Here is a 26,914-nt window from a genome sequence, read left to right as displayed (position 1 = left end):
TGCGGTTTTGACGCAGTTGTGGCGCGCTTACTGTCGGCTTGCCAGCGCAAGGCGAAACGCAAGGCCGGCGAATACGGTGCCAAGCAGATAGCGTGGCAGCGACGACTGACGACGGCCCCCCGCGAGACGCCGCGTGAGGCGGCTCGCACAGAGAATGACCGTGCCGTTGACGGCCAGTCCGATGACATTGAGCACGGTCGCGAGCACCAGAATCTGCCCGGCGATCGCACCGTCCTGCGGACGCACGAATTGCGGAAATAGCGCGAGCACGAACAGCGCCATTTTCGGATTCAGGATATTAGTTAGTAATCCTTGGATAAATATCCGCGACGCCGGGGTTCGTTCAGGCGATGCGGTAGGGGAGGCTGCGGTCGAGTTGGGGCGAAAGCTTTTCCACGCGAGGTAGAGCAGATAAGCCGCGCCTGCGAAGCGGACGACGTCATACGCGAAGGGCACCGCGAGGAATAACTGCGACAGCCCGAACGCCGCCGCCGTGGCGTGGCAATAGGTGCCGGCCTGAATCCCGGCAAGCGAGGCGAAGCCGGCCACGCGTCCCTGGCTGACGCTGCGCGAGGCGATCAGCAACATGTCCGGGCCGGGCGTGAGTGTCAGAGCGAGGCATGCGCCCGAGAACAGGGCGAAGGTGCTGAGGCTGAGCATGGGATTGCGTTTCCGTGGTGAGCGTGCTCGCGACGATACACGGCGAACACGCTTTCGCCTACGCCGACGCGTTCAGCTATGAAATTCCGCGCGGCGCGAATCGAAGACCGAGCCGCTGTCCTGATGCGGATCGTGATGGTCCTGCGCATGGGTATCGTGGTGGCGTTCTTCGCGCCAGTGTTCGGCGTGGTCGCGTTGATGGCGATCGTCGCGATGCATCTGCGCGTGCTGGGAGTCGTGTTGGCCATTGCCGCCTTCACGGTGATCCCATTGCTGGCCATCGCGGGAGGGCTGCACGCCGGTCGTGAACTGAGCGTTCGCGCCATTGTCATGCAGGCCAAAGTTGTCTGCGTGCGCGGCCGCCGAAGCGAGTGTGAGCAGCGCTGCGCCACATAGAACGCGTGAAATTCGCATGAGTTTCCCTTTCTTTCCGGTTCGTCTGCGGCGGAATGCCGGGCAGACAATCGGCTAACGGGTGCGAATATCAGGCGTTGACCGGCCGGATGGCGGTCTGACGATCGTTGACGAACTTCCTTCGAGACGCTCTGCGGCGCCGACAGTGCTGTAGGAAGTCCATCTCCTGGCACTGTCGGCGAACCGTGAAAACGTGACCAGCTTGTCGCTTATTGTGCGATCGGCACCGTCACGTCGCTGCCGAACCAGTGCATCGAGATCTTCTTGAGCGTGCCATCCTGTTTCAACTGCGTGAGCGCGTCGTTGATCGCCTTCTCGAACTTCGGGTTGCCCTTGCGGAACGGAATGCCCATCTCCTGATTCGCGCCCTTGAGCACCGCGCCTGGACGCAGCGGCAACTGCGAATTCTTGATGATGTACGGCAGCATCAGACGATCGTCGATGGTCGCGTCGATACGCTTCGCGGCCAGATCGCGCAGTTTCTCGGGCGCGCCGGGATAGGTCTGCACGTTGATGCCGGGCACCGCGCGCGCCATCTGGTCATAGTTGGTGCCGAGCGTCACGCCGATCTTCTGCTCGCCCTTGAACTGGTCGAGCGAGGTGAATTGCCGTTTGTCGTCGGCGCGCTGGATCAGTTGCGCCGCCGAATACGTATAAGGCTGGCTGAAGTCGAGCGCCTGCTGACGCTGCGGCGTGATGGTCACCTGGTTGACGATCACGTCGAACTTGCTGGCCTGCAACGCCGCGATAATACCGCTCCATTCGGTCGGGATGAATTCGGGCTTGACGCCCAGCTTCGCGGCCACGGCTTTCGCGACGTCGACGTCGAATCCTTCGAGCTCGCCCGCGCTGTTGCGCGAGTCGAACGGCGGGTAGGTGCCTTCCAGACCGATCTTGAGCACGCCCGCCTGCTTCACGCTGTCCAGCAGGTCTTCGGCATGCGCGGCCACGGCGCTGAAGCCGAGGGTCGATACTGCCAGTGCACCTGCGAGCAAGAGCTTCGAAACCTTCATCACACGTCTCCTTGTTGCCTGAGTGTTGGGCCGCGTTGTGAATGCGCGGCGTGTCAGATTGGCGGTGCGGGCAGCGTGCCGAGAATCTGCTCGAAGGCCAGGCCGATTGCGAGCAGCCGTCGGTCGCTGCCGGTCGGGCCGTCGAGTTCGAGACCGACCGGCAGGCCAGTATCGGTCAGTCCGGCGGGCAGCGCGAGGCCTGGAATTCCCGCATTGCTCGCAGGATCGGTGTTGCGCAGATAGGCTTCCAGCTCGTCGATCGGCGCGCTGCCGTCGATCGAGACGCTCGACGAGCCATTCAGGTCGTCGATCTGCACGGCGGCGAGACGGGTGGTCGGGAACAGCAGCGCGTCGAGACCGCTGGCGGCGAAGGTCTGCGCGTAGAGTTGTTGCAGGCGCGGGCGCCATACCGTCATGGCGGTCTGGTAATCGCCGCCGCGCGTGTCGGCGAGGATGGCGTCGTAGGCGTCGCGCACGTCCGGGCTGGCGATGCGTGCGGCCACCTCGGCCACGGTGCGCGCCGGGGCCTGATTGGCGGTGAGCCAGGTCTGGAGATCGTCGATAGGTTCGTGCAGCGCGATGGCCATGCTCACGCGGTCGTTGAGCGTGAAGATGTCGCTCATCTCCACGGGCACGAGCGTCACGCCCGCTGCCGCGAGCTTCGCGAGCGCGGCGCGCGAAACGGCCTCGCTCGCGGCTTCGATGCCGGCCCAGAACGGCGCGGGCAGGCCCACGCGCAGATTCGTGACAGCGGCCTGCGAGAGCGGGCCGAGCCCGGTGATCACGCCGTCGAGCAGCGCGACATCGGCGACGGTGCGGCCCATCGGCCCGACCGTGTCGCGCGTGTGGCTGATCGGCACGACGGCCTGCGGGTCGTGGTAGCGGCGTTGCGTGCCGCCGTCGCCCACGCTCGGGCGCAGGCCGACAATCCCGCATAGCGCGGCGGGAATGCGGGTCGAACCGCCTGTATCCGTGCCGAGGCCGGCGGGCACCATGCGCGCGGCGATCGCCGCCGCCGTACCGCCCGAGGAGCCGCCTGGAATCCGTTCGGGGTCCCAGGGGTTGCGTACGGGGCCGGCATGCGGCGCGAGGTTGGTGCTGGTGATGCCGAAGGCCAGCTCGTGCATGTTCGCCTTGCCGAGCACGATCGCGCCCGCATCCACGAGACGCTGTACCGAGGGCGCGTGGCGCGCGGGCACGAAATCTTCGAGCGCGGGCGTGCCCGCCGAAGTTTGCAGGCCACGTGTATTGATGTTGTCCTTGACGACCACGGGCAGGCCCGCGAGCGGCAGATGCGCGCGCTCGCCGGCGCCAAGCGCGTCGATGCGTTGCGCGGCAGCCAGCGCGCCTTCCATGTCGAGCACGGTCAGCGCGTTGAGCCTGGCGAGCGCCTGCGCGCGCGCGATCAGGGTGGCGACATAATCGGCGGCCTTGAGGCGTCCGGCGCGAATCGCCTCGACGACTTGCGTCGAGGTCAGTTCCAGCTGCTGGTCGACAGTCCAGGTCATGCAGTCTCCTCGTCGTCGTACGGCCGTGGCGTGCCGCGTGTGAGCCGCTATGGCTTCATGAAGCGTAGCGCGAAGCGCGCGAGTGCGGGGACGACAGTCGGGCGCAGCAGGCGAGGATCGTAGCCGCTCATGCGCTCGCGATCTTCCTTCAGGCACAGCTCGATCATCTCACGCGGTTTGAGCGAATCGCCCAGCACCTCGCGGTTGGCGGGCAGAAAGTTCGAGTCGTGAGCGACGCCGTCGGCGTCGATGCCGCGCGCGATCGCCATGCGGTCCCACACCAGTTTGATCCAGATCGCGCCCACGCGCAGCGAGTGCCAGGGGCGCCGCCACCACGGCAGATTCTTGCGATACCACGCCACCCAGTTCACGAAGAACAGGATATGGCGTGCTTCTTCCTGGATCACGGGTTCGAAGGTTTCGACGAGTTCGGCGGGGAAGAAGCCCGAGCGCTGGGCGGAGCGAAACAGGCCGAATGCGAAGAAGCTGTCGATGCATTCGCTGTAGCCCGTGAACATCCAGGCCCACTCGGGGTCTTTGGGCGGCGCGTAGGTGGGTTCGGGGGCGAGCTCGATGCCGTAGGCCTGCACGAGATGCGAGAGCACGACCTTGTGGCGCGCTTCTTCGTCGCCGTCCATTTCGATGGCTTCGCGCAGCAGCGGATCGCGCACGGTCTTCGCGTAGGTCTTCACGCGGATCGACGCGCGGCCTTCGGTTTGTACGGCGATGTCCCAGATCGGCAGGGAGGTCAGACGCCGTAGCGCGTCGGGCTCCAGCCTGGGCCAGTCGAGCACGGCGGGACGATACGGATCATGCGTGTCGAGCAACATGCGGCTGAACATCTTGCGATGTTCGTCCGATCCGATCCTGATGGGTCCCGGCGTCTCGTGAGTCCAGTGCCGCAGCGCGGCGTCCTGGGCGGCGAGAGCAGCCTCGCCTTCGTCGATTGGCGTCAGGGTGTCGGACATGGAGCAGGGAATATGACGGTGATGTGACTCCTATTCTGTCATAACCGTAAGGAAAGCCGCTTGCACGCGGGCAGTCATGCGCAGCGGCGTTGCTCGTCGATCCACATGCGGGCCCAGCGGCACGCGTAGGCGAGCGCGTGACGCTCGTCGAAGAAATAATCCAGTGCGTCGAACGAAACGATCGTCTGGCGATTGCTGCTGCGTGCGCTGGCGGGTTGGGCGCCGGGCGTACCCGAAGGCGCGGCTGCCAGCGTGCCGATCGTCAGGTTCGCGGCGTAGAGCCCGTTCGGCAATTGCTGCGCGCTTGGCGCGACTTCGTAGCCTTTGTAGCGGATGGGTGCGGTCATGGCTTCCAGCTCCTGCTGCTGCGTCCTGCTCGTGTGCGAATTGCGCATATGTGCCTCGTCCCGCGCGCGGCCGGCGCGCCTGTGCGTTGTCCGAACAGCCATTGAGGACTTCAGCGTAGGGGCTGCCGCGCGCGGGGGGAACCAATCTTTCGTCGCAAGCAAATCACGGGCGGACGGGAACGGTCAGCAGAATGATCGCGATGAGGCGAGGTGGCGTGCACGGTACCAATTTGGCTCGTGTAGCCCGTGGTGTCTGTGGGATGGCCGACGCAAGGCGTGCGCCTCTGTGCGGCAGCGCGCGCAAGGCGAAGCGTTCGATCAGGGGGCGGCCGCGGCGACGGGGCGTGAAGTGCGCGATATGAGCGCCCGCGGCAAAAGGATGTGGGTGCAGCGAGGCGAGGCGCGCTGGCGCCTCGCCTGATGGGCCTCGCTCGGCTGGGTGGCGCGGTGCTTCAGACCGCGACGCTCAGGCGGTCCTCATTGCGCGCAGCAGCAGTGCCTGCGATCGTGCGAGCCGGTTGCGCCACGCGCTGCGTGTTGAATGCGAGAGCGAACTGCGCGGCCTGCTGGCCGACCGTCGACAACTGATCGACGACTTTCGCATCCGAGCATTGATGTGCGCTTTCGAAGCGCGTTTCGAGCGTGTTGATGCCCGCGCCGAACGGCGTCGGCCAGCCGCGCAGCGCGTGCACGATCGAGCGCAGCGAGGTCAGCACGGAGCCGGCGGCCTGCCAGCCATAGGCGGTCACGATGCAGCCCACTGCGCGGCCGTCGAGGTAGGGGCGTTCGTCGGCGCGCAGTTCTTCGAGCGTGTCGAGTGCGTTCTTCACGAGGCCGGAGACGCCGCCGTGATAGCCGGGCGTCGCGATGATCACGGCGTCGGCGGCGCGCACGGCTTCGATCAGTTCGAGCTGGGCGTCGGTGCGCGTCGCGGCTTCGGGCGCGTAGTGCGGCAGGCTATGCAGGAAGGTGCCGCCGAACAGTTGCGTGCGTGCGCCGGCCTGCTCCGCGCCGCGCAGCGCGAAAGCGAGCGCGCGTTCGGTGGAGGACGCTTCGCGCGTCGTGCCGCCGATGCCGACGACGAGCGGGCGGTGTCTGGAATCGGAAATGCTCAAGGGGTGCTCCTCGGGTAAGCGGTGGGGCCCGTCGGATGGCCGCGATGGCGTCCATCGCAGGCTGCCGGGGACGCGCGGCAACGCGTGTCCGGCTGCGGGCCGGCGCAAAGAATGCGTTTCAAGCCAGAAGTGTCATCTTAGTGACCGCGCTGGCGCAGACGAAACGACTTTTTGTTCTAACGATATGCGCGAGAGGCAGATTGGGCTGTGCGCGGCCCGCGCCATATGTTTAGCTGAAAGGATTGGTTGGGACGGTGCGCGTCCATCGGTACGATGAAACCGTCTCCTCCATGAGCATCTCCTTGACATGGGTTCGGCCCCGCACCGCAAGGTGGCGGGGCCGCTTTTTTTCGGAGAGATCTTCTGCTGCGGGAGGCGGTGGCGCTGTGTGCGCGAGCCCTGGGATTTAATGCGCGGGGACGGTGGGGAGCGTGGTCAGGCCGGGCAGCAACCGGCTTTGCTGGCGGTGCGCCGGGACCGTATAGCTGACCTGCAGCACATTGCCGTCCGGGCCGATCTGCGGCGGAATTTCCGGCAGACGGTCGCCCCTGGATTTCGTGCCGCCAGGAACGCCCTGGCCGGTGGCGCCGTTGGGCAGCATCGGCACGGTGGGCGCTGGCGCACGCATCGCGGGCTCGGCAATCTTGCGGGTGTCCGGCCGCTCCACGCTGGCGAGCTTCTTCTTCGTGCCGTGGTGCGCGTGGGCTTTTTTGTCGGGCGAGGCCGAATGGCCGCCGGGCATACGCGCTTCGGGCGTACGTGCCTCCGGCGAACGCGCCTCGGGCGGATTCCAGATCTCGATGTAATGTTCCCCAGCGAACGCGGTGGATGCGAGGACGCACAGCATCGTCCCCGTCAAGATGAATCGCACGTCGTGATCTCCGTTTTGATGAACAGACCCGCCTTGCCGCGCCGACTTCGCGTGCTGCGAAGACTGGCGGGGCACGCCCGAAGGCGGCGAAGCCCGGTACGGCAACCGGGCTGCACGCACTGTACATTCGTACAGCGGTGAATGCAAACGTTTGACGGTGCGGTGCGCGCGAGGTGTTGCGCGCACGCGGCGATTCAATATTCGAGGCGGACGTGATCGGGAGAAACGTGCTTCATTGCTGCGGACAGCGAATCCGCAGACGAATCAGGCATCGAGCGCCGGGCCGCCGTGCAGGCCGAGCCAGCGGCCGTAGCTGCGCGGCGAAAAGGCCAGGGTGAGCGCGATCATGGCAGAAATGGAAACGGCCAGCATGATCCATGCGCCGGTGAATCCGCCCGTGAGATCGCGCACGCGCCCGGCCACGATCGGCGCGAGCGCGGCGATCACGAAGCCGAGTCCCTGCACGAACGCGACGAGCCGCGCCGCGATTCGATGGTCGCCCGAATGATCGAGCGCGGTCACCAGCGTCACGGAGAAGGTGCCGCCCAGTCCCGCGCCCGCGGCGGCGACCCACAGCAGCGGCGCGGCCTCGGGCCAGGCCGCGAGGCCCACTACGCCGATCCATTGCAGGCAAAGCCCGGCGATAAGCCAAGGCCGGCGGTCGGTGAAGCGTGCGGCCGCCAGCGGCAGCAACAGCGCGCAGGCGGCCTGGAAGACGGTCATGGCGGCCAGCAGCGAGCCGCTCGCCGCGACGCTCGCGCCGTGCTGCTGGTAGTAGGCGGGCAGCCATGCGACGAGACTCGTATAGCCGCCATTGACGAGGCCGAAGTGCAGGCCGAGCGTCCACGCGCGGCGCTTCTTCCAGACCGGCACCGTGGCCGCATGGCCGCCCGACTGGGCCGCAACGCCGTTCGTTGCCGCTTGCCCCGCCGACCGTTTGGCGGCGTTGAGCCAGCTCCAGAGCGCGAGTGCGGCCAGCGCGGGCATGGCCCAGACGGCCAGCGCCACATGCCACGAGCCGCCCAGGCGAGCCGCGAGCGGGCTGAGGCTCGCGCCTAGCCCACCGCCGCCCATGATCGACGCCGAAAACAGCCCCATCGCCAGCGGCACGCGCTGCGCGAAACGTTGCTTCATCACGGCGGGCAGCAGTGCCTGGATGGCGGCCACGCCTGCGCCCGCCGCAGTCGCGGTCAGCATGAGCGCGCCGCCTGTCGAGGCGAACGCGCGCGCGCCGCAGGCCGCCGCAATCGCCACGAGGCCGAGCGCCACGCCGCGCGTTTCGCCCAGCCGCCGCGCGAGCAAACCGGTGCCGAACGCGCCCAGCCCCATCGCGACCACGGGCAGGCTGGTGAGCAGCGACGCGCCATAAAACGACAGCCCCGTTTCCGCGCGGATGGTCGTCATGAGCGGGCTGATCGACGTGAGCAGCGGCCGCAGATTGAGTCCAATGGCGACGATGGTGGCGTACCAGACGAGCGCGCTGGCGCCTGGTGTCGCCGAACGTGCGGGGTCGGATGGAGCAGTCATTCGGTCAACCTTTCAAAGCTATTTTGGTTGACCATTGTACAGATATATTGTCAACAATATGGACGACGAGACGCTATGCCGGGTATAGCGGCCAATACCGGCGCACGGTGAATGACGTGCACGCGAAGGCGTCGTTACAATGCCGGCTGACCTTTTCCACGCGCATCGCTTCATGGCTTCTTCGACTCGCTCCGCCCGAACCGCTCACTCCGCCGAACGATCCCAGACCGTTGCTGGCGACGATGACGATGTCGAAGCGCAGGTCTATGCCGCGATCGAGTCGGCGCTGCTGCAAGGCAAGCTCGCACCAGGCCAGCAACTGGTCGAGCGCGAGCTCGCCGCGGCGTTCGGCTGCACGCGCGGCGCGCTGCGCAAGGTGCTGGCGCGGCTGGGCTTCGAAGGCAAGCTCGTGCTCGAACCGAATCGCGGCGCGTTCGTGCCGTCGCCGTCGGAGGAGGGCATCCGCGCCGCTTTCCGGGCGCGTCAGGTGATGGAGGCGGGGGTGGTCGTGAGCCTGTGCGGCTTGCTCGACGCAGGCATGCGCCGCAAGCTCGCCGCGCATGTGCGCAGCGAAAAAAAGGCCGTGCGCGACGGCCGCGTGGACGAAGCGGTGCGCCTCGCGGGCCAGTTCCATTTACTGCTCACCGAGCTGGCGGGCGGCGCGGCGCTGGTGGCGGCGCTGGCGCAACTGGTCGCGAAAACGGAGCTTTACAAGGCGCTGTTCGATCCGTCGAAAGCGACCTCTTGCGCGCCGGACGAACACGCGCAGATCATCGTGGCGCTGGAGAGCGGCGAGCAGGCGACGGCGCTCGCGGCCATGCGCGAACACCTCGACGAGATCGAGGAGCGGATCGTGCGTCAGGCGCGCCTGCGATCGGGACGAGATCTCAAGGCGGTATTCGCCGGGCTGGCGGACTAAACGTGCGTGCCTAGCTCGTTTGAGCGACGCGTTTGTTCAGTTCCTTGGAAGCCGCGAGCGGAATGCGCGCATCGTCCCAGGTCGCGAGCCATTCGACTTCTTTCGAAGCAAAAATCTGCCCGTGATTGCGTAGCGCGTATTGCAGCGAATCGATGATGTGATTGCGGATGATCTCAGGCGTATGCGGATCGTCGAGAACAGTGCGGAAAGCTTCGAGCGTGGCCATCGCGTGGCTCCAGCGAGTATTGCAATGCAATAGTTATTGCACGACAAAAAGCCGTGCGCCAGCGCGAAAAAAAATAACTGTGCGTGTCGCGGCGGGTAAAACATGCGCAATTAATACGGATTGCAAAGTAACTTGGGCGTGCCAGATCGTCTGTCTGCGTCAGCGTGGCGCAGGCAGACGCCCGCAACACGGCGCGCGTGCCGTTGTTACACTACCGGCTGATGCAAGACGGTCTTGCGTAATCGATGAGGGAAACATCATGGTGCGATATCGGCACTACAAGGGCGGCTTTTATGAACTCGTTTGCGAGGCCACGCTCGAATCGGATCCGACGGTCACGATGATCGTGTATCGCGCGGCCAATGGCACGATCTGGACGCGGCCGGCTTCCGTATTCTTCGAAATGGTCGAATTCGAGGGCGCACTGGTCCCGCGCTTCGCGCCCGTCAACTAATTTTTGTCTGCCCTGTTCACGAGGTCCTGCTCAAGATGCGTCTTCTGATCGCGCTTTTCGTTCCCTGGCTCCTTTTCTTCACGATCGGCCGTCCGATCGCGGGCATCATCTGCCTGATCCTGCAAATCACGCTGATTGGCTGGATTCCCGCCGCCATCTGGGCCGTCTACTCGCTGAGTCAATATCAGACCGACCGCAAGATCGACGAGGCGTTTGGCCGTCGCTAGACTCGGCGCACACCGTATACGGCCGTAATCTGCGCTCACAATTCAGAGAGAACTTAAAAGTGCTTTCTCTTTCTTACATATAGAAAGGAGAGCACCTCATGTTCAAATATGCGCTGATAGTCGGCGCCGCCGCCTTGCTCGCAGGGTGTGCAGTGGCGCCGGGATACGGTTACGGATACGGCCAGCCCGGGTATTACGACTACGGCTACGCGCCGGGTTATGTCGCGCCTGCTTATGGCAGCGTCAATATCGGCATCTGGGGCGGCGGCGGTGGCCGCGACCACTGGCAAGGCGGCGATCGCGGCAGGCCGCCCGGCGGTGGCGGCTACGGCGGCCCGCCCGGCGGCGGCGGTCATGGCGGGGGCGGGCAGTGGGCTCCGCCGGGTGGTGGTCATGGCGGCGGTGGTGGCGGTCACGGCGGCGGCGGACACGGTGGTGGCGGTGGTGGCCACGGAGGCGGGGGCGGCCGATAACATCGGCTTGCGCTTTCGTCCCGTTAGAGGGAACACTCGGGAAGGCTTTGGCGCTCAGACGCCTTCAGAAAACCAACAGGCCCGCGACTCTTTCGAGTCGCGGGCCTGTTTCCATTGGGCGCTGCGTTATGTGGCCTGGGCGCGCAGTTGCGCCCGCCACACGCTAGTGCGCTTACTGGCCAGACTGCGAGGTGCTGCCCGTCGACGGGCCGTAGGCCGTGTTGGCCTTTTCGGCGGCGACCTTTTGCTCGGCAGCCTGAATGTTTTCCGGGTAATGCATCCAGTCGCTCGGGTCGTAGCCAGCGGCGCGCAACTGGGCCAGTTCAGCGCGAACTTCAGCGCGCGAGACGGGTTGTTGCGACTGTGCGTACGAAACGGCCGGGACGGCGACCACTACGGCGAGGAGCGCGGCTCCAAGAAGCGATTTCATTTCAACTACCTCCGATTTCTTTTTTGAGGGGTTCGCGCGACGGCGTAACCCATGGCTGCAATGTAGGCGTTCGGAGGGTCAGGGTAAATACCTAGAAAACGAATTCAGTGTTCTCCTGGAGACAACAATCCCCGGAGGTATTCGTCTGATTATTTCAGTGGGAGGCGGCTGGCGTATCAGCCGATTTGACGCAGGCGCGCCGCAGAGGCGGGCTGGGCAAGGCGGAGGAGGGCGAGCCGCCGTGAATGTGTGTCACGGCAACACGAAAATGACGTGCTGGACGGGGTCGAAGATCGTGCTGACCGTCGGCCCGTCCGTGTGAAACGTTAGCGAATGTGCCGACTTAAACCGGCTCCATCCCGTTGCCGATTTTTGCCGCGTCGGCTGCTTTCGAGGTGAGATGCTTGAGGAACGCTTCGGCTTTGTCCTGCTGGCGCGACGATGCGCAGATGCCCGCGGAAAAGACCGTGACCGCCTGAATCGTCGAAGGAAGCGTACCGATCACGTCGATGCCTGGCTCATGAACCAGTTCGCTCAACTGCTGGAACCCGAGTTCGACTTTCCCCTCCGCCACCAGCCTGCCGACCGGCACGCCAGGCGGGGCTTCGACGCTGCGGGACGCGACGGCGTCGGCAAGCTCCCAGCGACGGATCAACCCCAGGATATGCGTGCCGCTCGGTCCGGTCGAATAGCCGATCGTGCGAGCGCGCAGGACGGCGTCGCGCACAGCCGACTCGGAACGGATGTCGCAACGCGGCTCGCCCTGCTTGATGGCGACCGCCACGTGCGAGCGCGCCACATCGACGCGGCTCGCAGCGGCGACGTGGCCGCCCTGAGCCAGCCGCTCCAGCGCATCGGCAGCGAGCACGACGACGTCGAACGCTTCGCCGCCCTGGACGCGGCGTGCGGCGTCCACGCCGCCGATCGACATGATCGAGACGCGCTGCCCGGACTCGCGTTCATAGGCCTCGGCGAGCTGCGTCAGGACATGACGCGTGGCCATCGACGAAATGACGGTGAGCGGAGCGCTCGAAGTATCGGTCGTCATTGGCCGTCTCAGTCAACGTAACGCAGGCCCGCTTGCTTCAGCGGCTCGCGCATGTTGTACATGTCGAGGCCGAGTACGCCGGAAGCGAGCTTGGCGCGCTTCTCGGCTTCGAGCGCTTCGCGTGCGATGGCCTTGTCGAGCACCGCTGCCGCGGCGGCGGCGGGCACGGCCACCACACCGTCATAGTCGGCGACGACGACATCGCCCGGCGTCACGAGCGCACCCGCGCAAATAACCGGGATGTTCACCGATCCGAGGGTCGCCTTGATGGTGCCCTTCGAGGAAATAGCCTTGCTCCAGACCGGGAAGCCCATCTCTTCCAGCACGCGTGCGTCACGCACGCCGGCGTCGATGATGAGGCCCGTCGCGCCGCGTGCCTTGAAGCTCGTCGCCAGCAGGTCGCCGAAATAGCCATCGGTGCAATCCGCCGTGATGGCCGCGACGACGATGTCGCCGGGCTGAATCTGTTCGGCGGCGACATGCATCATCCAGTTGTCGCCCGGATGAAGCAGCACGGTCACGGCGGTGCCGCTTGCCTGCGCATGCGGATAGATCGGGCGCATATACGGCTTGAGCAGACCCGTGCGTCCCATCGCTTCGTGAACCGTGGCGGAACCCAGCGCGCCCAGTTTGCTGGCGACATCCTTGTCCGCGCGCTTGATGTTGCGGTAAACCACGCCCATTTCGTACATGTTCAAACTCCCTTCGCTTTGAGTGCAGCGTCGAGGCGCGGATACACGCGTCGCGCGTTGCCTTCGAAAATTTTGTAGCGATCCTCAGCATCGATGGCCGCTGCGTCGATATAGCGCTTCGTGTCGTCGTAGTTATGGCCCGTTTCCGGGTCGATGCCGCGCACCGCGCCAATCATTTCACTGGCGAAGAGAATGTTGTCGACCGGAATCACGCGCGTCAGCAGGTCGATGCCGGGCTGGTGATAGACGCAGGTATCGAAGAACACGTTGTTCAGGAGATGGTCCTTGAGCAACGGCTTCTTCATTTCTTGAGCAAGACCACGGAAGCGTCCCCAGTGATAGGGCGCTGCGCCACCGCCGTGCGGGATCACGAAGCGTAGCGTCGGGAAGTCCTGGAACAGGTCGGAGGTCAGGCACTGCATGAACGCGGTCGTATCGGCGTTCAGATAGTGCGCGCCCGTGGTGTGGAAGCACGCGTTGCAGCTCGTGCTCACGTGGATCATCGCCGGAATGTCGTACTCGACCATCTTTTCGTAGATGGGGTACCAGTACTTGTCCGAGAGCGGCGGGCTGGTCCAGTGACCGCCCGACGGATCCGGGTTCAGGTTGACCGCGACGTTGCCGTACTGCTCGACGCATTTGACCAGTTCCGGAATACAGGTCTTGATATCGACGCCGGGGCTTTGCGGCAGCATCGCGGCCGGAATGAAGTGGTCCGGGAACAGTTGGCTGACGCGAAAGCACAGCTCGTTGCAGATGGCGGCCCACGTGCTGGAGACTTCGAAGTCGCCGATGTGATGCGCCATGAAGCTTGCGCGCGGGCTGAAAATCGTCAGATCGAGGCCACGTTCGCGCATCAGACGAAGCTGGTTGTTCTCGATCGACTCGCGCAACTCATCGTCGCCGATATGAAGTTCGGATGCGAGAGGCATTTCCGAGGGGCTGTTGATGCCCGCGATCTGGCGGTTGCGCCAGGCTTCCAGCGCTTTCGGTGCGGTCGTGTAGTGACCGTGGATGTCGATAATCATCGTGACTGTCTCTGTGAATTCGAGGTCCGCGCAGACCGGTGGGGTGGCTGCGCGTCGAGGCCTGGCTTATTTCGTGGGCGAGCCGGGCTTGTCCCACGCAAGGCTTTGACCTTCTTTGCCTGCAACCGAATAAAGCGCGCCGGGCGCATTGCGGGTTTTCTGGAACGCTTCCAGCGTCTCGCCACGCATGGCGGCATAGATGTGCAGGTTCGATACGCCCGTGACCGCGCCGAGCTTTTCGAGCATGAAGAAGATGACGCCGTAGTGGAGCAGGCCGCGCCAGTCGCGTCGGCGGATCAGGTCGCGTTCCTGCTCGCTGAGCGCAGCGGCTTCGAAGCTGGCTTCTTCGTCGCGCTTGAACGCTTCGCGATGCTCGGGCTCGACCATGCGATGCAGGTACTCGTTGATACGGTACGCGCGCACGGCCGTCTCGATCGAGAACGGATAGGTGCCTTCGAGGTTTTCGGCGTTCTTCAGTTGAACGGCCATCTTCTCGCGATGACGCTCGATGACGGCGGGGTGGGTCTCGTCCTCGCCTTCGTAGATCGCGGTGGCAATGCCGGCCATCGAGGGCAGGTAATAGCTGCGATGCTTGCACACCACGTTCGACGAGAGCGCGCCGCGCATCGTGAGCCACATGATGACTTCCGCGCCTTCATAACCGCCCAGTTCCGCATATTCGGCGAGGGTCATGTCCGCGAGTTGCTCGGGGTCGCGCTCGAACAGGTCGAGGAAGCGCTGGTCCCAGGCGGTGTTGTTGAAGCCTGAGCGCTCGCCATGCACCTGGTGCGAGAGTCCGCCCGTCGCGACGATCGCCACCTTGAGGTCTTCCGGATAGCTTTCAATGGCGCGTCGCAGGGCCTGTCCGAGCTTGTAAAAGCGTCGCGCGCTGGGCACCGGCAATTGCAGGACGCCCATTTGCAGCGGCACGAGCTTGACCGGCCACGCGGGCTTGTGCGGGCACAGCATCGACAGCGGCGAGAAGCAACCGTGGTCGAGCGACTTGTTCTGGAAGAACGACATGTCGAATTCGTCGCTCATCAACGACTTGCCGACGTGCGCTGCGAATTCCGGGTGACCTTCGATCGCAGGCAGATCGCGCGCGCCACCGCCTTCATCGGCGACTTTCCATTGCTCGCCCACGCCCAGCGCAAACGCGGAGTAGTGGTCGAAGAAGAACGACGTGACGTGATCGTTGTAGATCGTCAGCAGGACGTCCGGGCGCTTTTCAGCGATCCAGTCCGCCAACGGTGCGAAATTCTCGAAGATGGGTGCCCAGACGGGGTCATCGTGCTTGTTCTTGTCAAACGCGAAACCAATTGTCGGGGTATGAGAAGCGGCCAGTCCGCCGATGATTTTTGCCATGGCTTGAAGTCAGGTGACATACGTTGCAGCGTCTGGGGGCTTGTTGCAAGCCGCCGCGCGTTGGATAAGCGCATGAGATAACACCTGGCTGGCCGGTGTCAACCCGGCTTCCCTGGCGGGAAACTCAAAGGATTGGTAAGGTCAGGAAGCACGACGGGCCGTCGTAAAAGGCCGTGAACGTGTCGAATGCTTGCTCCATGCAATAACTAGATTCGATAATGAATTCAGTCGAAAGCATTGAGCCCGTGGACGCATCACGGTTGTTAATACTATTGGAAAAATGCTGGCTGGCTGCGCATGGTGCGAGCCACTCGTTCGAGGGGGAACGATCGCTATCGAGTCCGGGAATAACCCCGGCGGTCGCGAGGCCGGTTGACGTTACCAAAGGGCCATGACAGAGGGGGCGGGTGAGCTTGACGGCGGTCTCAAACAGGCGAAGCTCGCAATCTGTCTGTCGCCAGGATAGCTCAGGCCGACAGGCCCCCCTCCATCGCCGCCGCAAGGGCGGCTGTGCATTACGTTGTCGGTTGATGCTCGATGGCTTGATGCTGTGCCGCGCGTTCCTCGGCCTGCTTCTTCGCAAGATGATGTCCGACGATGCAGCCACCGACTGCGCCCACGACGGCATGGTGTCCTGCGTAGTGTCCGGCCACGCCGCCAACGACGGCGCCCTTGATGCAACCGGCGGCATGGGCGGTTCCGGCCGCGGCCAGGCCCAGGGTTGCAGCCGCAACGAAAGTGCTGATACGGTAATTCAGTTTCATGATGGATCGAATACCTGCGTGATAACGCAATAGTGAATCGGTTCGACAGCGCACAGGCGTGCGTGCTTGCTCAGTCCGGTTCGGAGTCTATGCTGCGACCCTCGATTCAGGTGAAACGATGATGCGAGATTGGTAACAGCAGATGTCCTCGTTCGACGGGCGCAGTGCGTCGATGCGCGGCATGCCGGGCAGGGTGCCAATGCGAAGCATTGGCCTGCCGTGCATGCACCCGAATGGGGCAAGGTGGACGGATCTGGGCCGAAGAAGCGTTGACGCCCGGGATCGATCAGGCCGCGCGGCGGCCCAGTGCCTCTTCGACAATGCGGCGTCCCACGCTATAGCCTCTCATCAATGCGTCAACTTCGGTCACAAACCATCTGTCGCCGATGTCCGTCAATCGCATCTGCTCGAAGCAGGGCGCCGAGCTGTCGGGCTTGAAAATCGAGACCATCGCGACATAGCCGCTGTCGTTCATCTGCAATTTTCGCAATACCGGCACTGAAATGGATTCAGTGCTGACTTGAATGGCATATCCCATGTAATCGTAATTGCGTTTCATGCCTGTTTTGCCCCGTGAACCCGATACCTGTCTACGAATGAATAGTGCCGACGGAGTCGTCGCGACATTGACGGGCAGAAGGTCGCTTGCTGCTTCTCTCGGCTTCTGCCTGCCTCTGTCTGGTTAACGAGCGCCGTGCGGAAAAGTTAAGAGCAAGGACCGTGCCCTCGTTCGGACTGCAAGGGAATCTGGCTGGCCGGGCAACGCGTAATGTCTGATGAAAGGTTTGATGAGAGGCGCAGAACCGGCCGAGGGAGAGTCGTCAGGATGGCGTACTTTGTGATCCTGAAACGCGATGTAACGCGAGGCGTGACGACGGCGTGAATCTTCATGTCACGCAGTGCTCTAACCGGGCCGGGGTGTCCACGCGAACCCGCGCAAGGCGGTACATGACGTGGACCCATGTTACGGACCGTCCCAATCGAGGAGGAACAGGTGGAGCCAATCGCAATCGAAGTTCTCAACGCCTATCATGAGCGCCTGAAATCCGAGCGCGCGCAGTCGCGGGAATCCCGGCCAGCGGGCGCGTCGACCGACCATTTGATGCTGGCGGTTGGCCCCGACACCGGCCAGGTCCTCAACGCCATTGCCGGCAGTCTGGTGAAGCCGAACATACTCGAACTCGGCACTTCCTTCGGCTACTCGACACTGTGGCTAGCCGACGGCGTTCGCCGAAGCGGCGGAAAAGTCACGACGATAGAACAACTCGAACATAAGTCGGCTTATGCCAAAGAGCAGATCCGGGTGGCCGGCCTCGACGAGTATGTCGATTTCATGGTGGGCGACGCACTGGAAATCATCGACTCGCTAACCCAGACATTCGACCTGGTTCTCGTCGACCTTTGGAAGGACCTGTATATCCCGTGCCTTGAGCGCTTTTATCCGAAACTGAATCACGGCGCCGTTGTCGTCGCGGATAACATCATCCGGCCCGGTGGCGAGAACGCGCGGGCCTATCAGGAGGCAGTGCGAAACAAGCCGGGCATGCAGAGCGTTCTGCTGCCTGTCGGCACGGGCATTGAAATCAGCCGGCTCGAGCGGTCGTCATAAAACCGCGACGTCGATCATCCAGTTTGATGCGCTCGCTCAGCGGGTTTCGAGCGGTTCCGGCTTGCTGGTTGCGAGGCGGCTGCCGGCGAACGGATCGTTGCGCCAGTCGACGGCTGGTTGCTTCTTTGTCGGAGCCTGCTCGCGCCGCGCCGTGACGGCGAAATGTTCGAGTGATTGTCCCGCGCTCGTTGCCTGAACGACCCACTGCGGCGCTGTGCCTTCGCCGTCCCAGCCGTTGCCTGAGGCGTCGCGATACTTCACAGCCTGCACGCGTTGCTGGTCCTGCGCGATCGAGGCCGCAAGCGCCTCGGGCGTAATGCTGAATTCGGCCATCCTGCGTTGCAGGTAGGCCACGATACTGTCTCGCTTTCTTTCATCCATCCAGGTTATCTCCACTCGGCACAGTGTCTTCGAAGCGGACCCATGCAAGTCGTGTGCCGCCAGGATAGCACAGGGGACGGGGCTGACAGCGGCTGGACGCTGTCGCGGGCACGGAAAAAAACGATATCAGATTTAGGGGCGGAAGAATTGGAGGCGGGGCGCGCACGCGCCTAGCAACTTCGAATAGTTTCACTTAAAGCAGTTGGCAGTTTCACTTAAGAACAAGGAAATATCCTTTCTAATCATCGGTCTAGCGGTTTCCGCTTCCCAAGACCAACGTTCTGCAAAAGTGCGAAAAATCAGTCGCCGCTCGGCAGCACGGCAAAATCCGCGCACTTCGAATAGTTTCACTTAAGGCAGCGCCGCACTGAGACCTCGCGGCGGCCGAGCGCTGCCGACTTGCCTCAGCTCACTTGCTACTGGGGCGCCATCCCACCTAAGTTCGGCTAAAGCTGCCTCGAGCCCGACAGTTGGGTAACCACGAGCGAGGCGTTCCTCGACTGTCTCGCTGCCTCGGGGCGAATCGAGCAACTCAATCTCGAATTCTCTTTCAAGCGTCTCGCCGGCACTCCACCAGCGTCTCGCCTGGCCAGTCGCGAGCATCACCTTGGAACATAGCTTCGCACTTCGTGATTGCGACCTAATTTAGCGCAGCCTGTTTGGCAATCCGCGAATCCACTCTGGTATGGGGGTATTTCGCCGCCGGCGACTCAGTGCGCTGAGCAACCGACGGCATGCTCTCAATTCACTTACGTGTGTGCGCTGCCCGGAGCCTCTCCGAGCTGCGCGAGAAGACGCGCGGCGAAGTCATCGTCGTAGGCGTCATCTGAGGTCGGCATCAGCACTTCGGCTCCGCCGTTCTCAAACACTTCGGCCTGCACAGCCGAGAACGTGTCGCCAGCCGCTGCGATGGTAGATTCATCTGCGAAACGACGCGCGTCCTGTCGGACCCGTGCATTCTTCCTCGCCTCCTTGATGTTGCTCCCTTCGAGGACAGTGTCTGGCTTCGCGCGGTTCTTCTCTGCCTTGTCGGTTTGCTTCTGTTGCTTTGACGACAACGTCAATTTGCTACGGCTTCTCGCTTCGGCAGTTTTGTCTTTGTCTGCAGCTTCGGCGTCGTCCGCATTGCGCAACTCAAGCTCCTTCCAGGTCATCACGCCCAGCATTGCGGCATCTTCCTGCGTCAAATGAAGTTCTCCGCCGCGACCGTCAGAGGAGCGCCACAGCAACTTCGTCGCGTGCGAGCCGACGCGCTTGAACTCAATGTTCAAGGGTTTGTGGGCTCCTCTGGCCTTTCCTCCGTGCTTGCGCATGTGTTCGTTGTAGAGGTTTTCTAAGCCGTCCGACGTCCACCGCTTGCAGAGAAATCTGACCTTCCCGCCGCGCACCGTTGCCGGCTGCCAAGGGATGAATCGTGCCCACGCTTCTTGGGGCGTTAAGTCGACACGTTGGTCGGCAACGCGTCGCTTCTGATACCAGCGCCAGAGCGACGATGGGTTAATCGAGCACTCTTTGGTCTGTCGCATCGCCTCACTACGCAAATGTCGTTTGTTCGCAAACCGATTGACGTGCTGAATTGCCATGAGCAAAAACGTTTCCAATTGCTCTACGGTGATGGGCTGGTCTTCACGTTTAATTTTGCGGAGTTCTTGCGCGAAGAAGTCCTTCTCGCGCGTATAGCCGCCCACAAGGTCCTTCAACAGCTGGACCATGAGGTTGTTCAAGCTCTCACCAACAGATTTCAGGTCGCCCCGTTGCGGTGGCGCATAGAACTGAAACAGCCGCATTTCCGTGCAGGCGGCGTTCACGTCATCAGCGGTGCCTGCGCCGTTGTCTACGAAGACCGCTTCGATGGAACCATGGACCAGATGTTTCCAATATTTAAGTCCTAACTCCTTCGCGCGCTTTTCTTTGGATATGTAGATTGACGCGATACATCGCCGGAATGCCTCGGATTTCTCTCCTTCCATTGCAATCTCGTATCCGACAACGGCGCCGGTGCGCCGCGAAACTGCAAAAATGATGGTGAGGTAAACGTCTTCAATTTTTCCCTTGATGAGTGCTGCGACTGGAATCTTTGCCACGAAACCATCGACATCGACAACCTCTGCGTTCATTCCGAAGGTCATGCGTGTCGCTTGACCGGTGCGCGCCGTTGCATACTGTATTGCTAGCCGACGGCCAATCCGCTTCCTACGTGCATCTCCTTTTTCGAGCAGCCTCGCGCGACAGTGATACAAGAACTGTTCTTCGCGAGGTACAAGACGGCGAGGGTATCGCGCATATTGCTTGCCGAGCATCGAGGCATACGTGCTCTTCAGCGTCTGCTTCCCCTCAACGTAAAACTCTTGAAGCGCCTCGACGAACTTTTTTATGTCCGACGGTCGTACGGGGCCACGTCGGGCAATTGGCGCCGCTCCGGCCATTTTCGTTCGCATTTCTGCACGGCTTTCCGCTCGCGTCTTTGGCCCTGGACGTACCTTGTTGATACCGACTCGTGATTCCTCAGGGCCGCCTTGCAAATCTGTTCGTCTTGCCAGCGCGCGGTCAGCGCCCCCGTTGTGAACGTATTTGTGGAACAGTTCAAGTATGTAGGTCTGATATCCCGGTTTTTGCTCCATAGCTTGATAGATATAGCGCAATGCCTCTGACCGTTCTTTTGCGTCGCTGAGCACAAACGGATTGAATACGCGATGTTTTTTTCCGTCGATGTCGATGTCAACCTTGCAGAATGCTTCGACGATAGCGTCACGCCGATTCTTTCCTTCGAGGCTGGAAGGCAAAATAAGTTGGCCTGGTTCAACAAGGTTCGCTGGGGTCACAATCTCGGAAGAAACCAGCCGGACGTCATCGAGCGGCCTATCTTTCGCGTCAATTTGCCAGCGTTCCCAACGTCCGGTACCTCGCGGGGTTGGTTTAGCCTCCGCTGCGATGCGTAGTACGTACAGCGCGCGTGCGGAAGCATCCCAGGTGACAGGGCGAAAAATGAAGCGGCCCTTTTCTCTATCACGTGTGAAAGTCCGGAATTGCGCCAGCTTTGCCGGCCAAGCATGCTGATGGTAGCTATCGAGAATCTTGCTGCCGAGCAGGGTGTCGGTCACCACTCTCGGTAGGGGGGGAGTTACGAGGTCTGACATTGAAATCTCCGTTGCAGTTTAGTCAAGCAAAAATAGCGAGTTGAATTTACCGAGCGGCTTCGAGTGGTCGATTGTGAGAAAGCCGTAAGAGATTGCCGATGCAAACAGTCGATAAGCATCGTCCGAGCTAACTTTGACTCCTCGGGCGCAGCGTTCGAGCACTGAGTTCAGCTTCCCGCTTGTGCTGTGCGTCATCAAATAATGGGCAAATTGTCGAGATTGTTCGTAGAGCTGGCGGACGGGCGTCAGCCTGATAAGTGTCCAAAGAAACACGTAGTTATTCACTTCTTGGTGGGGAACCACGCTCGACCGCATCAGCTCCCAAGTCCAGTGCCTTTCATCGGCAAGCGTGCGCTCCTTAATCTCTCGCTTCATGTCCTTTTCATCTGGCACATACTCCGCCGACTTCACTGAAATTGCGTGATATCTCAGTTCGAAGTGAGGCGGTAGCGCATAGGTGACGATGATGTCGATGGTTGTCATCTGCGAACGAGGGAGCCGCTGCCCGCGCGCGCGTGCGCGCCAGTAGGCGTTCGGAGAGTAGATGCCGTACTGCTCGCGAAAGTCCAGGACATACGGGTTGAAAAGCATGGCGAGTTGTATGCCGAACTCCGTCAGCGCAAGCGCCTCATAGCGTCGTGCATGGTAGAAGCCATGAAAGGCAGCTCTGGTTGCCAGAGATGGTTTGCGGGCTTCCAACATTGCTTTGTACGCTTCACCATGTTCCCAGCCGTATTCATCGAACTCCGGCAATACGATGCCTGGTGGCGTCGCGAATGGCCGCGGCAACTCAAGAAACCGAAAGTCAGTCCGAGCAATGAGCCCCGCGTGCTTAGACTCATATGTCGTGCGCAATGATTTTTTTTCAGGTGGCTCCTTGTAGACGAGCGTCGGGCTGATATAAGGCTTGCGACGTCGGACGCTAGATGAACTGCTGCTGGCTTTAGCTGTATTCATGATGCGGCGCATGTATTGGGTGAATCTGCTTCGACGATATCGCGGGATGGCGCAGAGAATTGAATGAGGCTTTCAATCAGCACAGACTCTTTGGAAGAACGGGGGCGACGTTTGCGTTCAAGTGGAGCGCGACATTGTTCTGCTTTCGCTCGGAGCGAACGAGGCTGCTTCAGGACTGAACACAACGTGAGAGCCGCGTCCGCGAACGGGGTATGCCCTTTCAAAAGGCAATACTTTCTAATTCCGAAATCTTCCAGCAATGTCGAAGCACTAACTTTCCCTGAATGCCCACGAGCAGCTAGTTCGTCGCGCTTATCGAAGATTTTTTCCGCGATATCGATATCGAGTTGTTGATATGCCTCATCAGTCAGTTTATAAAAGGGGACGGAAATTCCTGCTTTATGCAGAGATTCTCTGCTTAGAATGCTTGTCGCGTGGCCTCCAACAATATGTTTTATCTCGGAGTGAGTTAAATTTTTATTCAAATCGCGAATTTTAGAGTATTCAATGGAACATTTTAAAAATAGGCTGTCTCTATTGTTGTTGCGCCATATTGTTGTTTGTTTGTGTGTGTTGAAATTTTTTTTTGATGATGGTTTTTCGTAATGGTGGTAATTTGAAGTGCTGTTTATGGCCTGTATTGTTTCTGGCCAGCTATCAAATAGCCCGTAAACTAGTGCGACACTCTGTAATGGATTTCTAAAAATCTGATTTCCTGTCAAATACTCTGATACCGACTGAATGTGCGCTAGAATCTTCACTCGCTCGAAGACCGGTCGCCACGGATGACCATCAAAAAATTCTCGCACTCGACCTTGATTTAATGTTGCTCCCCGCGTAAGCCCAATCTCCTCACTTCGTTGTTGAATAACTTTTGCCAGTGTGTCCCTTGTGAAGTTTGGGAGATAATTTGGGTCCAGTAACTTTTGCGTGACACGATGTAGTTCGAGTTCTTGTTCCTGGCGCACGCTAGATAAGCCGGTCGAGCCGGGCAGTGGCGCGATTCCGCAACCACAGTGCAATCCAGGGCGCGAGTTATGGTCTGGATGAAGCGACCGTGTGATGCATTTGTCACATATTGCGGATGAGAGCGGTCTTCCGTGCCTTGAGCAGAAGAGGAGGCCTGGAACGAGATTCGTACGATTCCAGAATGGCGCGCCACATAGCGCGATATCTTCCTTTATGCACTCAGGGCAGAACGATGGAATGGTCTTTGCCCAGCCCCCGTTGGGGCCGTTCATACCGAGGATAGCCATAATTCCGTGGACAGGTTTTTTTGCACCGTGTGTCCTCACAACCCCTACATCGTCTGGCGTGAGGAATCGCGATTGCAATGGCAGAAAAGTGTTGAATGGCTCCATCTGTGCGCAGGCTCCGCTGGTTCCAAGGAATGATTCAAGAATCGAATCCAGTCGACTAGGCGCGTACCACGTTCGGGGATGGCAATTGTGATGGGCGCGTTCTGCGACTCTTACAAAGTAAAACGGAAGCAGTTCGTCTTTTGAAATGGAAGTTATTAGAGTAGGTGAAATTCGTTTCGTCATGCGAAATTATTAACCTGCGACATCGACGGCAGGCTTGTGAGCGGAGAATTCAAATTCCGTCACGGAGACGCGCGAACATTGGAGGAAAAGCTTGGGACGTGGCTGCTCCTCGCTAGGTCGCGATATCTCCGTGGAAAAGGGGGCGGGCGTTAAGGGCGGGGTGCTTCGAGCAGCGTGCTCTTCATCCTGCTGAGCGCGTATTCACGAATACCGAACGTGAGCCTCGTTTCATACGCAGATTCTCGGCGCGGAGCGTATCCGTTCGACCCACTGTCGAGAACGCTCGCCTTGATAATCGATTCAACCGCTGCTGACCGTGATGCTCTCGGCTTTCGCGTGACTTTTGCGACGCGAACGGGCATCTGGTTGGCCTCCAGCCACGGCCTATCGTGGCGGTAGAGCCATGTCCACAAGGACGGAGCTCGTCTCCTCGTCTCGCTGCGCGAAACTTCCATAGCGCGAGCACGCACAGCGAGCCAAGCAGCCCGTTTCCTGGTCAGCGTCGTCTCAGGCGGCGCGCTTGTGCTGCTCGGTCGAGGTTGGGGGCACTGGGCCGGGATGGGGGCCGCCTCACGCGCGAATATGAGCAATAGTGTCACGAGCGTCGGATGCACGGGACGTGATTGACGGATGGCGTCCATCGCGAACCCGACGAAGCATTCGTGCGCAGCGATGTGGGTCAACCGCGGGTCTTCGAATCCTGCCTTGAAATAGCTTTGGAACTCGCGGGCGAGCGCTGAGAAGTGGACGCGTCCCGACTCGGAGATGAAGTTCTTCAGCGTTAGCAGGCCAACAAGCTCCGAAAGAGCGGGCTTTCGTGGATACGTGCTGGCCAGGTTGGCAGCGAGTTGTGCGTAACGTAGTGAGTTCGCGCGTGCCACTGCCGATTCGGGCCGGACGAATTGCGCCTCTAATCTGCTTGCATCGCCGTCGAGTTGAAGCAGTGCTTCGTGATGTGCGCATCGCGTAACGTAATCCACGCAGTGAAGGCAACGATTCGCTGTTCGCCCGTATTTGTACCAGTCTTGAGCCGCGCATTCGGGGCACAGCAGGGCTGTGCGATTGCCACATCGCAGGAAAACGTCAAACCGCGGGCAGGATGTACGTAGATTACCGTCGGTGAGCGATAGCGCGAGACCATCTGCGTCGGTTGGCGTCATGCCGACTGCGCACCAATGCATCAAGCAGTGCTCGCACAGTACGCGCGTGGCATCGCCATACGCGTTCTCTGTACAGGTGCAAAAGCGTTGTGCGCGGCAGGGCAGGGAATTCGCCAGCGGATTAGCTCGTTGCTGGTAAGCGCAATACAGCCGTCGGGCGTCGTCAGAGCCCGTGGTTTTGGCCACCATCGCGAGGATAGACGCGGCTGTTTCGCCGCGCATTGCGGGGAAATAGGTACGGCTTGTCATGACTCGGCTCCGGGCGCTTGCTGCTCAGGATGCACATGAGCCGAAGTGCCACTATCAACTGAAGGCGAGGTCTTGCCTTTGGCCAGCCTGCCCGACTGATAGTGCTTTTTCGTGAACCAGTCGTCTGGCGCCTCAAGGTCAGGCAGCGATTCAATGGTCAACTGCAACGACAGCCAATCCGCATTGCGCATCACCTGTGCTCGCGAGAAGTTACCGCCTCGAGCAGCGCTGCGAATGGCTTTAAGGCGAGGGGCTTCGAGAGCAAGCGCAGTTTTTGCGTGTTCCTCGAACTCAGCCTTGGTCAACGACACTTTTTCGAAATTAGAGGACGCCCAGCAGCGCCCGATGTGCGACGCCACTTTTGTCGCGAGTTCGATGCGGCCAAGCGTTTGTGCCGACATTGCTGAATAGACCCACTCAGGCGGAGTTTGCGCGAAGGCTTTGAGGTACTTAAGCCAAAGCATAAGTATGATGTTCCGCCATGCTTTTGATGACATTTCAAAGGGCGCAATGTTGTACACACCGCCTCGCGAGAGGTCCGGTTGTGCTCCGCTGTGCTCAATGAGATTCACGGCGGCGCCTGCCGTCGCCACAATGAGAATGGGGATACCCGTTTCCGCGGCTACTGTCGCTAGCAGACGCCACATGGACGCTGCGCGACTTGGGTCCGATTCGCGCGTTGAGACTGGTCCAATAATCAGGATACGGAGATTGATGGACAGGAGCATTGCCTGAGTTGCAGTGGCGGCTTCTTCATCGCTGATTTTCGGGGAGCTAAATCGGCCATAGCGAAAACCAGTGCGGAGCATACCGTCGACTTTACGCGCTAGCGTCTGATAAAAGCTTCGTGCGCTTCCAGTGGACGGGAATTCGTGGACCAGTGTCTCCACTCTGAAGAAGCGAATCCATCCTCCGCCGTCGGCGATAGGTACATCGACCGGGCGATTATGCTTCCCGAATACGCGTTGGCAGGCGTGGATGAGCGCACGTTGCCCAAGCCCGTGTCCGACCACCGCAAAGTGAACTCTTGCCTGAACACCTGGCAGCGCTACCGTCGCTGGGACCACGGAGTCCCGGCGCGTATCTCTCTGGAGCGCAACCTGGTGCGCTGTCATTACCTTCGCCCGGAACTCTTCATTCGCCAGATTGCGCTCGTTTGCGCTTGCGCGTGCAGACGCCGAGATGTCAAGCATCAAGCTGCCATGCATTGGGGTGCCAACGATGATTTGCTCGTCGGCCGACATGCCACCGTTGGCAGCGGGCGGCAGGTATTCCATTGCTTTTAGCGCTTGCCTAGTGTTGGCAAACGTAGGCAGTCCACGCAGGGCAGGATTTTCGCCTGGCAGCGCGACGATTTTTGGGGCCATATGTGCGAGTTCGCCGAAGGGCGAGTCGACGGCGACTTCCGAGCGGCGTGAAGCAGCGGGGGGCGAGGCCGGAAGAACCTCTGTTGTGCCTTGGGGGATAGGCTGTTGCATGGCTTTCTCACAAATTGCAGGGACGACTTCGCTCCTGTCACCCCTTCGCTAACTTACGGGCAGGGGTTGACCTGGTGCCCCTTTTGTGAGACCCTACGCGCGCGTAAAGCGGTGGGGACCTCCTCGGGGGTACCATCAGGCGGCAGCTAGGGTGTAGGAGCCTTAGCTGCCGTTTTTCATTTCGGAGCGGGGTTTTCTTCTCTCACTTGCTCTGGGTGTGTGTCTTCCTCAGTTGCGGTTGCTTGGACGCACAAATTTTTGTCACACAAAAATTGCGCGCCACTTGACAAAGTGGTGGTTTGGAGTATACTTAGGTTCGGATATTGTGCCCTAGATTTGCATTTTGCGCA

At 61.1% G+C, this 26,914-nt stretch carries 28 protein-coding genes; 6 read left to right on the top strand and 22 right to left on the bottom strand.

Annotated features, from left to right (window positions below):
- Positions 1 to 27 precede the first annotated feature (27 nt).
- Entirely contained in the window at positions 28 to 660 is a 633-nt protein-coding gene (locus tag U5782_RS25515) for a LysE family translocator (RefSeq protein ID WP_322046674.1), read from the bottom strand.
- Positions 661 to 738: 78 nt separating this feature from the next.
- On the opposite strand from U5782_RS25515, the gene U5782_RS25510 reads away from it, so the two are divergent.
- The gene (locus U5782_RS25510; protein ID WP_322046673.1) at positions 739 to 1,056 is read left to right on the top strand and encodes a hypothetical protein; all 318 of its coding nucleotides are present in this window, start codon (positions 739 to 741) and stop codon (positions 1,054 to 1,056) included.
- A 227-nt stretch (positions 1,057 to 1,283) separates the two neighbouring features.
- Here the strand turns inward: U5782_RS25510 and U5782_RS25505 are convergent, their stop codons facing one another.
- From U5782_RS25505 to U5782_RS25475, 7 genes are all read right to left on the bottom strand, one after another.
- Positions 1,284 to 2,087, bottom strand: a complete 804-nt coding sequence (locus tag U5782_RS25505; protein WP_322046672.1) for a transporter substrate-binding domain-containing protein — start codon at positions 2,085 to 2,087, stop codon at positions 1,284 to 1,286.
- 53 nt (positions 2,088 to 2,140) lie between these two features.
- A complete protein-coding gene (gene iaaH / locus U5782_RS25500; RefSeq protein ID WP_322046671.1) occupies positions 2,141 to 3,595 on the bottom strand; it encodes an indoleacetamide hydrolase in 1,455 nt (484 codons plus the stop codon).
- Between the two features lie 47 nt (positions 3,596 to 3,642).
- On the bottom strand, positions 3,643 to 4,563 hold the full coding sequence (locus tag U5782_RS25495; RefSeq protein WP_322046670.1) for a ferritin-like domain-containing protein: 921 nt from the start codon (positions 4,561 to 4,563) through the stop codon (positions 3,643 to 3,645).
- Positions 4,564 to 4,637: 74 nt separating this feature from the next.
- The gene (locus U5782_RS25490) at positions 4,638 to 4,910 is read right to left on the bottom strand and encodes a transcriptional regulator (protein ID WP_322046669.1); all 273 of its coding nucleotides are present in this window, start codon (positions 4,908 to 4,910) and stop codon (positions 4,638 to 4,640) included.
- A gap of 452 nt (positions 4,911 to 5,362) precedes the next feature.
- Positions 5,363 to 6,025 (bottom strand): NAD(P)H-dependent oxidoreductase, encoded by a 663-nt coding sequence (locus U5782_RS25485; RefSeq protein WP_322046668.1) that lies wholly within the window; start codon positions 6,023 to 6,025, stop codon positions 5,363 to 5,365.
- 406 nt (positions 6,026 to 6,431) lie between these two features.
- A complete protein-coding gene (locus U5782_RS25480) occupies positions 6,432 to 6,896 on the bottom strand; it encodes a hypothetical protein (RefSeq protein ID WP_322046667.1) in 465 nt (154 codons plus the stop codon).
- A gap of 264 nt (positions 6,897 to 7,160) precedes the next feature.
- On the bottom strand, positions 7,161 to 8,423 hold the full coding sequence (locus U5782_RS25475; RefSeq protein ID WP_322046666.1) for a cyanate transporter: 1,263 nt from the start codon (positions 8,421 to 8,423) through the stop codon (positions 7,161 to 7,163).
- A gap of 172 nt (positions 8,424 to 8,595) precedes the next feature.
- Between U5782_RS25475 and U5782_RS25470 the strand changes: the two genes are divergently transcribed.
- Positions 8,596 to 9,342, top strand: a complete 747-nt coding sequence (locus U5782_RS25470) for a GntR family transcriptional regulator (protein ID WP_322046665.1) — start codon at positions 8,596 to 8,598, stop codon at positions 9,340 to 9,342.
- 10 nt (positions 9,343 to 9,352) lie between these two features.
- Here U5782_RS25470 and U5782_RS25465 read toward each other — a convergent pair whose 3' ends face one another.
- Complete coding sequence (locus U5782_RS25465; RefSeq protein WP_322046664.1) at positions 9,353 to 9,568, bottom strand: hypothetical protein; 216 nt, start codon at positions 9,566 to 9,568, stop codon at positions 9,353 to 9,355.
- Between the two features lie 259 nt (positions 9,569 to 9,827).
- Here U5782_RS25465 and U5782_RS25460 point away from each other — a divergent pair, with 259 nt between their 5' ends.
- The 3 genes from U5782_RS25460 (at position 9,828) to U5782_RS25450 (ending at position 10,722) form a co-directional block, all read left to right on the top strand.
- Complete coding sequence (locus U5782_RS25460; RefSeq protein WP_205985369.1) at positions 9,828 to 10,022, top strand: DUF1653 domain-containing protein; 195 nt, start codon at positions 9,828 to 9,830, stop codon at positions 10,020 to 10,022.
- A 35-nt stretch (positions 10,023 to 10,057) separates the two neighbouring features.
- Positions 10,058 to 10,249 carry a YqaE/Pmp3 family membrane protein gene (locus U5782_RS25455; protein ID WP_322046663.1) on the top strand — a complete coding sequence of 64 codons (192 nt, stop codon included), beginning with the start codon at positions 10,058 to 10,060 and terminating at the stop codon, positions 10,247 to 10,249.
- Positions 10,250 to 10,347: 98 nt separating this feature from the next.
- Positions 10,348 to 10,722 carry a hypothetical protein gene (locus tag U5782_RS25450; RefSeq protein ID WP_322046662.1) on the top strand — a complete coding sequence of 125 codons (375 nt, stop codon included), beginning with the start codon at positions 10,348 to 10,350 and terminating at the stop codon, positions 10,720 to 10,722.
- A 172-nt stretch (positions 10,723 to 10,894) separates the two neighbouring features.
- On the opposite strand, the gene U5782_RS25445 is transcribed toward U5782_RS25450, so the two are convergent.
- The 7 genes from U5782_RS25445 to U5782_RS25415 all read right to left on the bottom strand — a co-directional run bounded on the left by U5782_RS25445 (position 10,895) and on the right by U5782_RS25415 (position 16,608).
- The gene (locus U5782_RS25445; RefSeq protein WP_322046661.1) at positions 10,895 to 11,152 is read right to left on the bottom strand and encodes a DUF4148 domain-containing protein; all 258 of its coding nucleotides are present in this window, start codon (positions 11,150 to 11,152) and stop codon (positions 10,895 to 10,897) included.
- Positions 11,153 to 11,495: 343 nt separating this feature from the next.
- Positions 11,496 to 12,200 carry a substrate-binding domain-containing protein gene (locus tag U5782_RS25440; RefSeq protein ID WP_322046660.1) on the bottom strand — a complete coding sequence of 235 codons (705 nt, stop codon included), beginning with the start codon at positions 12,198 to 12,200 and terminating at the stop codon, positions 11,496 to 11,498.
- An 8-nt stretch (positions 12,201 to 12,208) separates the two neighbouring features.
- A complete protein-coding gene (gene ligK / locus U5782_RS25435) occupies positions 12,209 to 12,892 on the bottom strand; it encodes a 4-carboxy-4-hydroxy-2-oxoadipate aldolase/oxaloacetate decarboxylase (RefSeq protein ID WP_322046659.1) in 684 nt (227 codons plus the stop codon).
- Positions 12,893 to 12,894: 2 nt separating this feature from the next.
- Positions 12,895 to 13,920, bottom strand: coding sequence for an amidohydrolase family protein (locus U5782_RS25430; protein WP_322046658.1), 1,026 nt, complete (start codon positions 13,918 to 13,920; stop codon positions 12,895 to 12,897).
- A gap of 66 nt (positions 13,921 to 13,986) precedes the next feature.
- Positions 13,987 to 15,285 (bottom strand): gallate dioxygenase, encoded by a 1,299-nt coding sequence (locus U5782_RS25425; protein ID WP_322046657.1) that lies wholly within the window; start codon positions 15,283 to 15,285, stop codon positions 13,987 to 13,989.
- Positions 15,286 to 15,800: 515 nt separating this feature from the next.
- Entirely contained in the window at positions 15,801 to 16,049 is a 249-nt protein-coding gene (locus U5782_RS25420; protein ID WP_322046656.1) for a hypothetical protein, read from the bottom strand.
- A gap of 286 nt (positions 16,050 to 16,335) precedes the next feature.
- A complete protein-coding gene (locus tag U5782_RS25415; RefSeq protein WP_322046655.1) occupies positions 16,336 to 16,608 on the bottom strand; it encodes a hypothetical protein in 273 nt (90 codons plus the stop codon).
- A 435-nt stretch (positions 16,609 to 17,043) separates the two neighbouring features.
- Here U5782_RS25415 and U5782_RS25410 point away from each other — a divergent pair, with 435 nt between their 5' ends.
- Positions 17,044 to 17,658: an O-methyltransferase gene (locus U5782_RS25410; protein ID WP_322046654.1), complete on the top strand. Its 615-nt coding sequence runs from the start codon at positions 17,044 to 17,046 to the stop codon at positions 17,656 to 17,658.
- A 36-nt stretch (positions 17,659 to 17,694) separates the two neighbouring features.
- Here the strand turns inward: U5782_RS25410 and U5782_RS25405 are convergent, their stop codons facing one another.
- From U5782_RS25405 to U5782_RS25380, 6 genes are all read right to left on the bottom strand, one after another.
- Entirely contained in the window at positions 17,695 to 18,039 is a 345-nt protein-coding gene (locus U5782_RS25405; protein ID WP_322046653.1) for an H-NS family nucleoid-associated regulatory protein, read from the bottom strand.
- A gap of 749 nt (positions 18,040 to 18,788) precedes the next feature.
- Positions 18,789 to 21,140: a hypothetical protein gene (locus tag U5782_RS25400; RefSeq protein ID WP_322046652.1), complete on the bottom strand. Its 2,352-nt coding sequence runs from the start codon at positions 21,138 to 21,140 to the stop codon at positions 18,789 to 18,791.
- A gap of 54 nt (positions 21,141 to 21,194) precedes the next feature.
- On the bottom strand, positions 21,195 to 22,133 hold the full coding sequence (locus tag U5782_RS25395) for a hypothetical protein (protein WP_322046651.1): 939 nt from the start codon (positions 22,131 to 22,133) through the stop codon (positions 21,195 to 21,197).
- Positions 22,130 to 23,494: a hypothetical protein gene (locus U5782_RS25390; protein ID WP_322046650.1), complete on the bottom strand. Its 1,365-nt coding sequence runs from the start codon at positions 23,492 to 23,494 to the stop codon at positions 22,130 to 22,132. The genes U5782_RS25395 and U5782_RS25390 overlap by 4 nt, the downstream gene beginning before the upstream one ends.
- A gap of 332 nt (positions 23,495 to 23,826) precedes the next feature.
- Entirely contained in the window at positions 23,827 to 25,086 is a 1,260-nt protein-coding gene (locus U5782_RS25385) for a TnsD family Tn7-like transposition protein (RefSeq protein ID WP_322046649.1), read from the bottom strand.
- On the bottom strand, positions 25,083 to 26,564 hold the full coding sequence (locus tag U5782_RS25380) for a hypothetical protein (RefSeq protein ID WP_322046648.1): 1,482 nt from the start codon (positions 26,562 to 26,564) through the stop codon (positions 25,083 to 25,085). Before U5782_RS25380 ends, U5782_RS25385 begins: the two co-directional genes overlap by 4 nt.
- Positions 26,565 to 26,914 lie beyond the last annotated feature (350 nt).

Origin of the sequence: Paraburkholderia sp. J67, from assembly GCF_905220265.1 — a bacterium.
In the GTDB taxonomy this organism is placed as follows: domain Bacteria; phylum Pseudomonadota; class Gammaproteobacteria; order Burkholderiales; family Burkholderiaceae; genus Paraburkholderia.
Note: the sequence above shows the minus strand (reverse complement) of the source record. Positions and strands in the feature narration are given on the sequence as shown.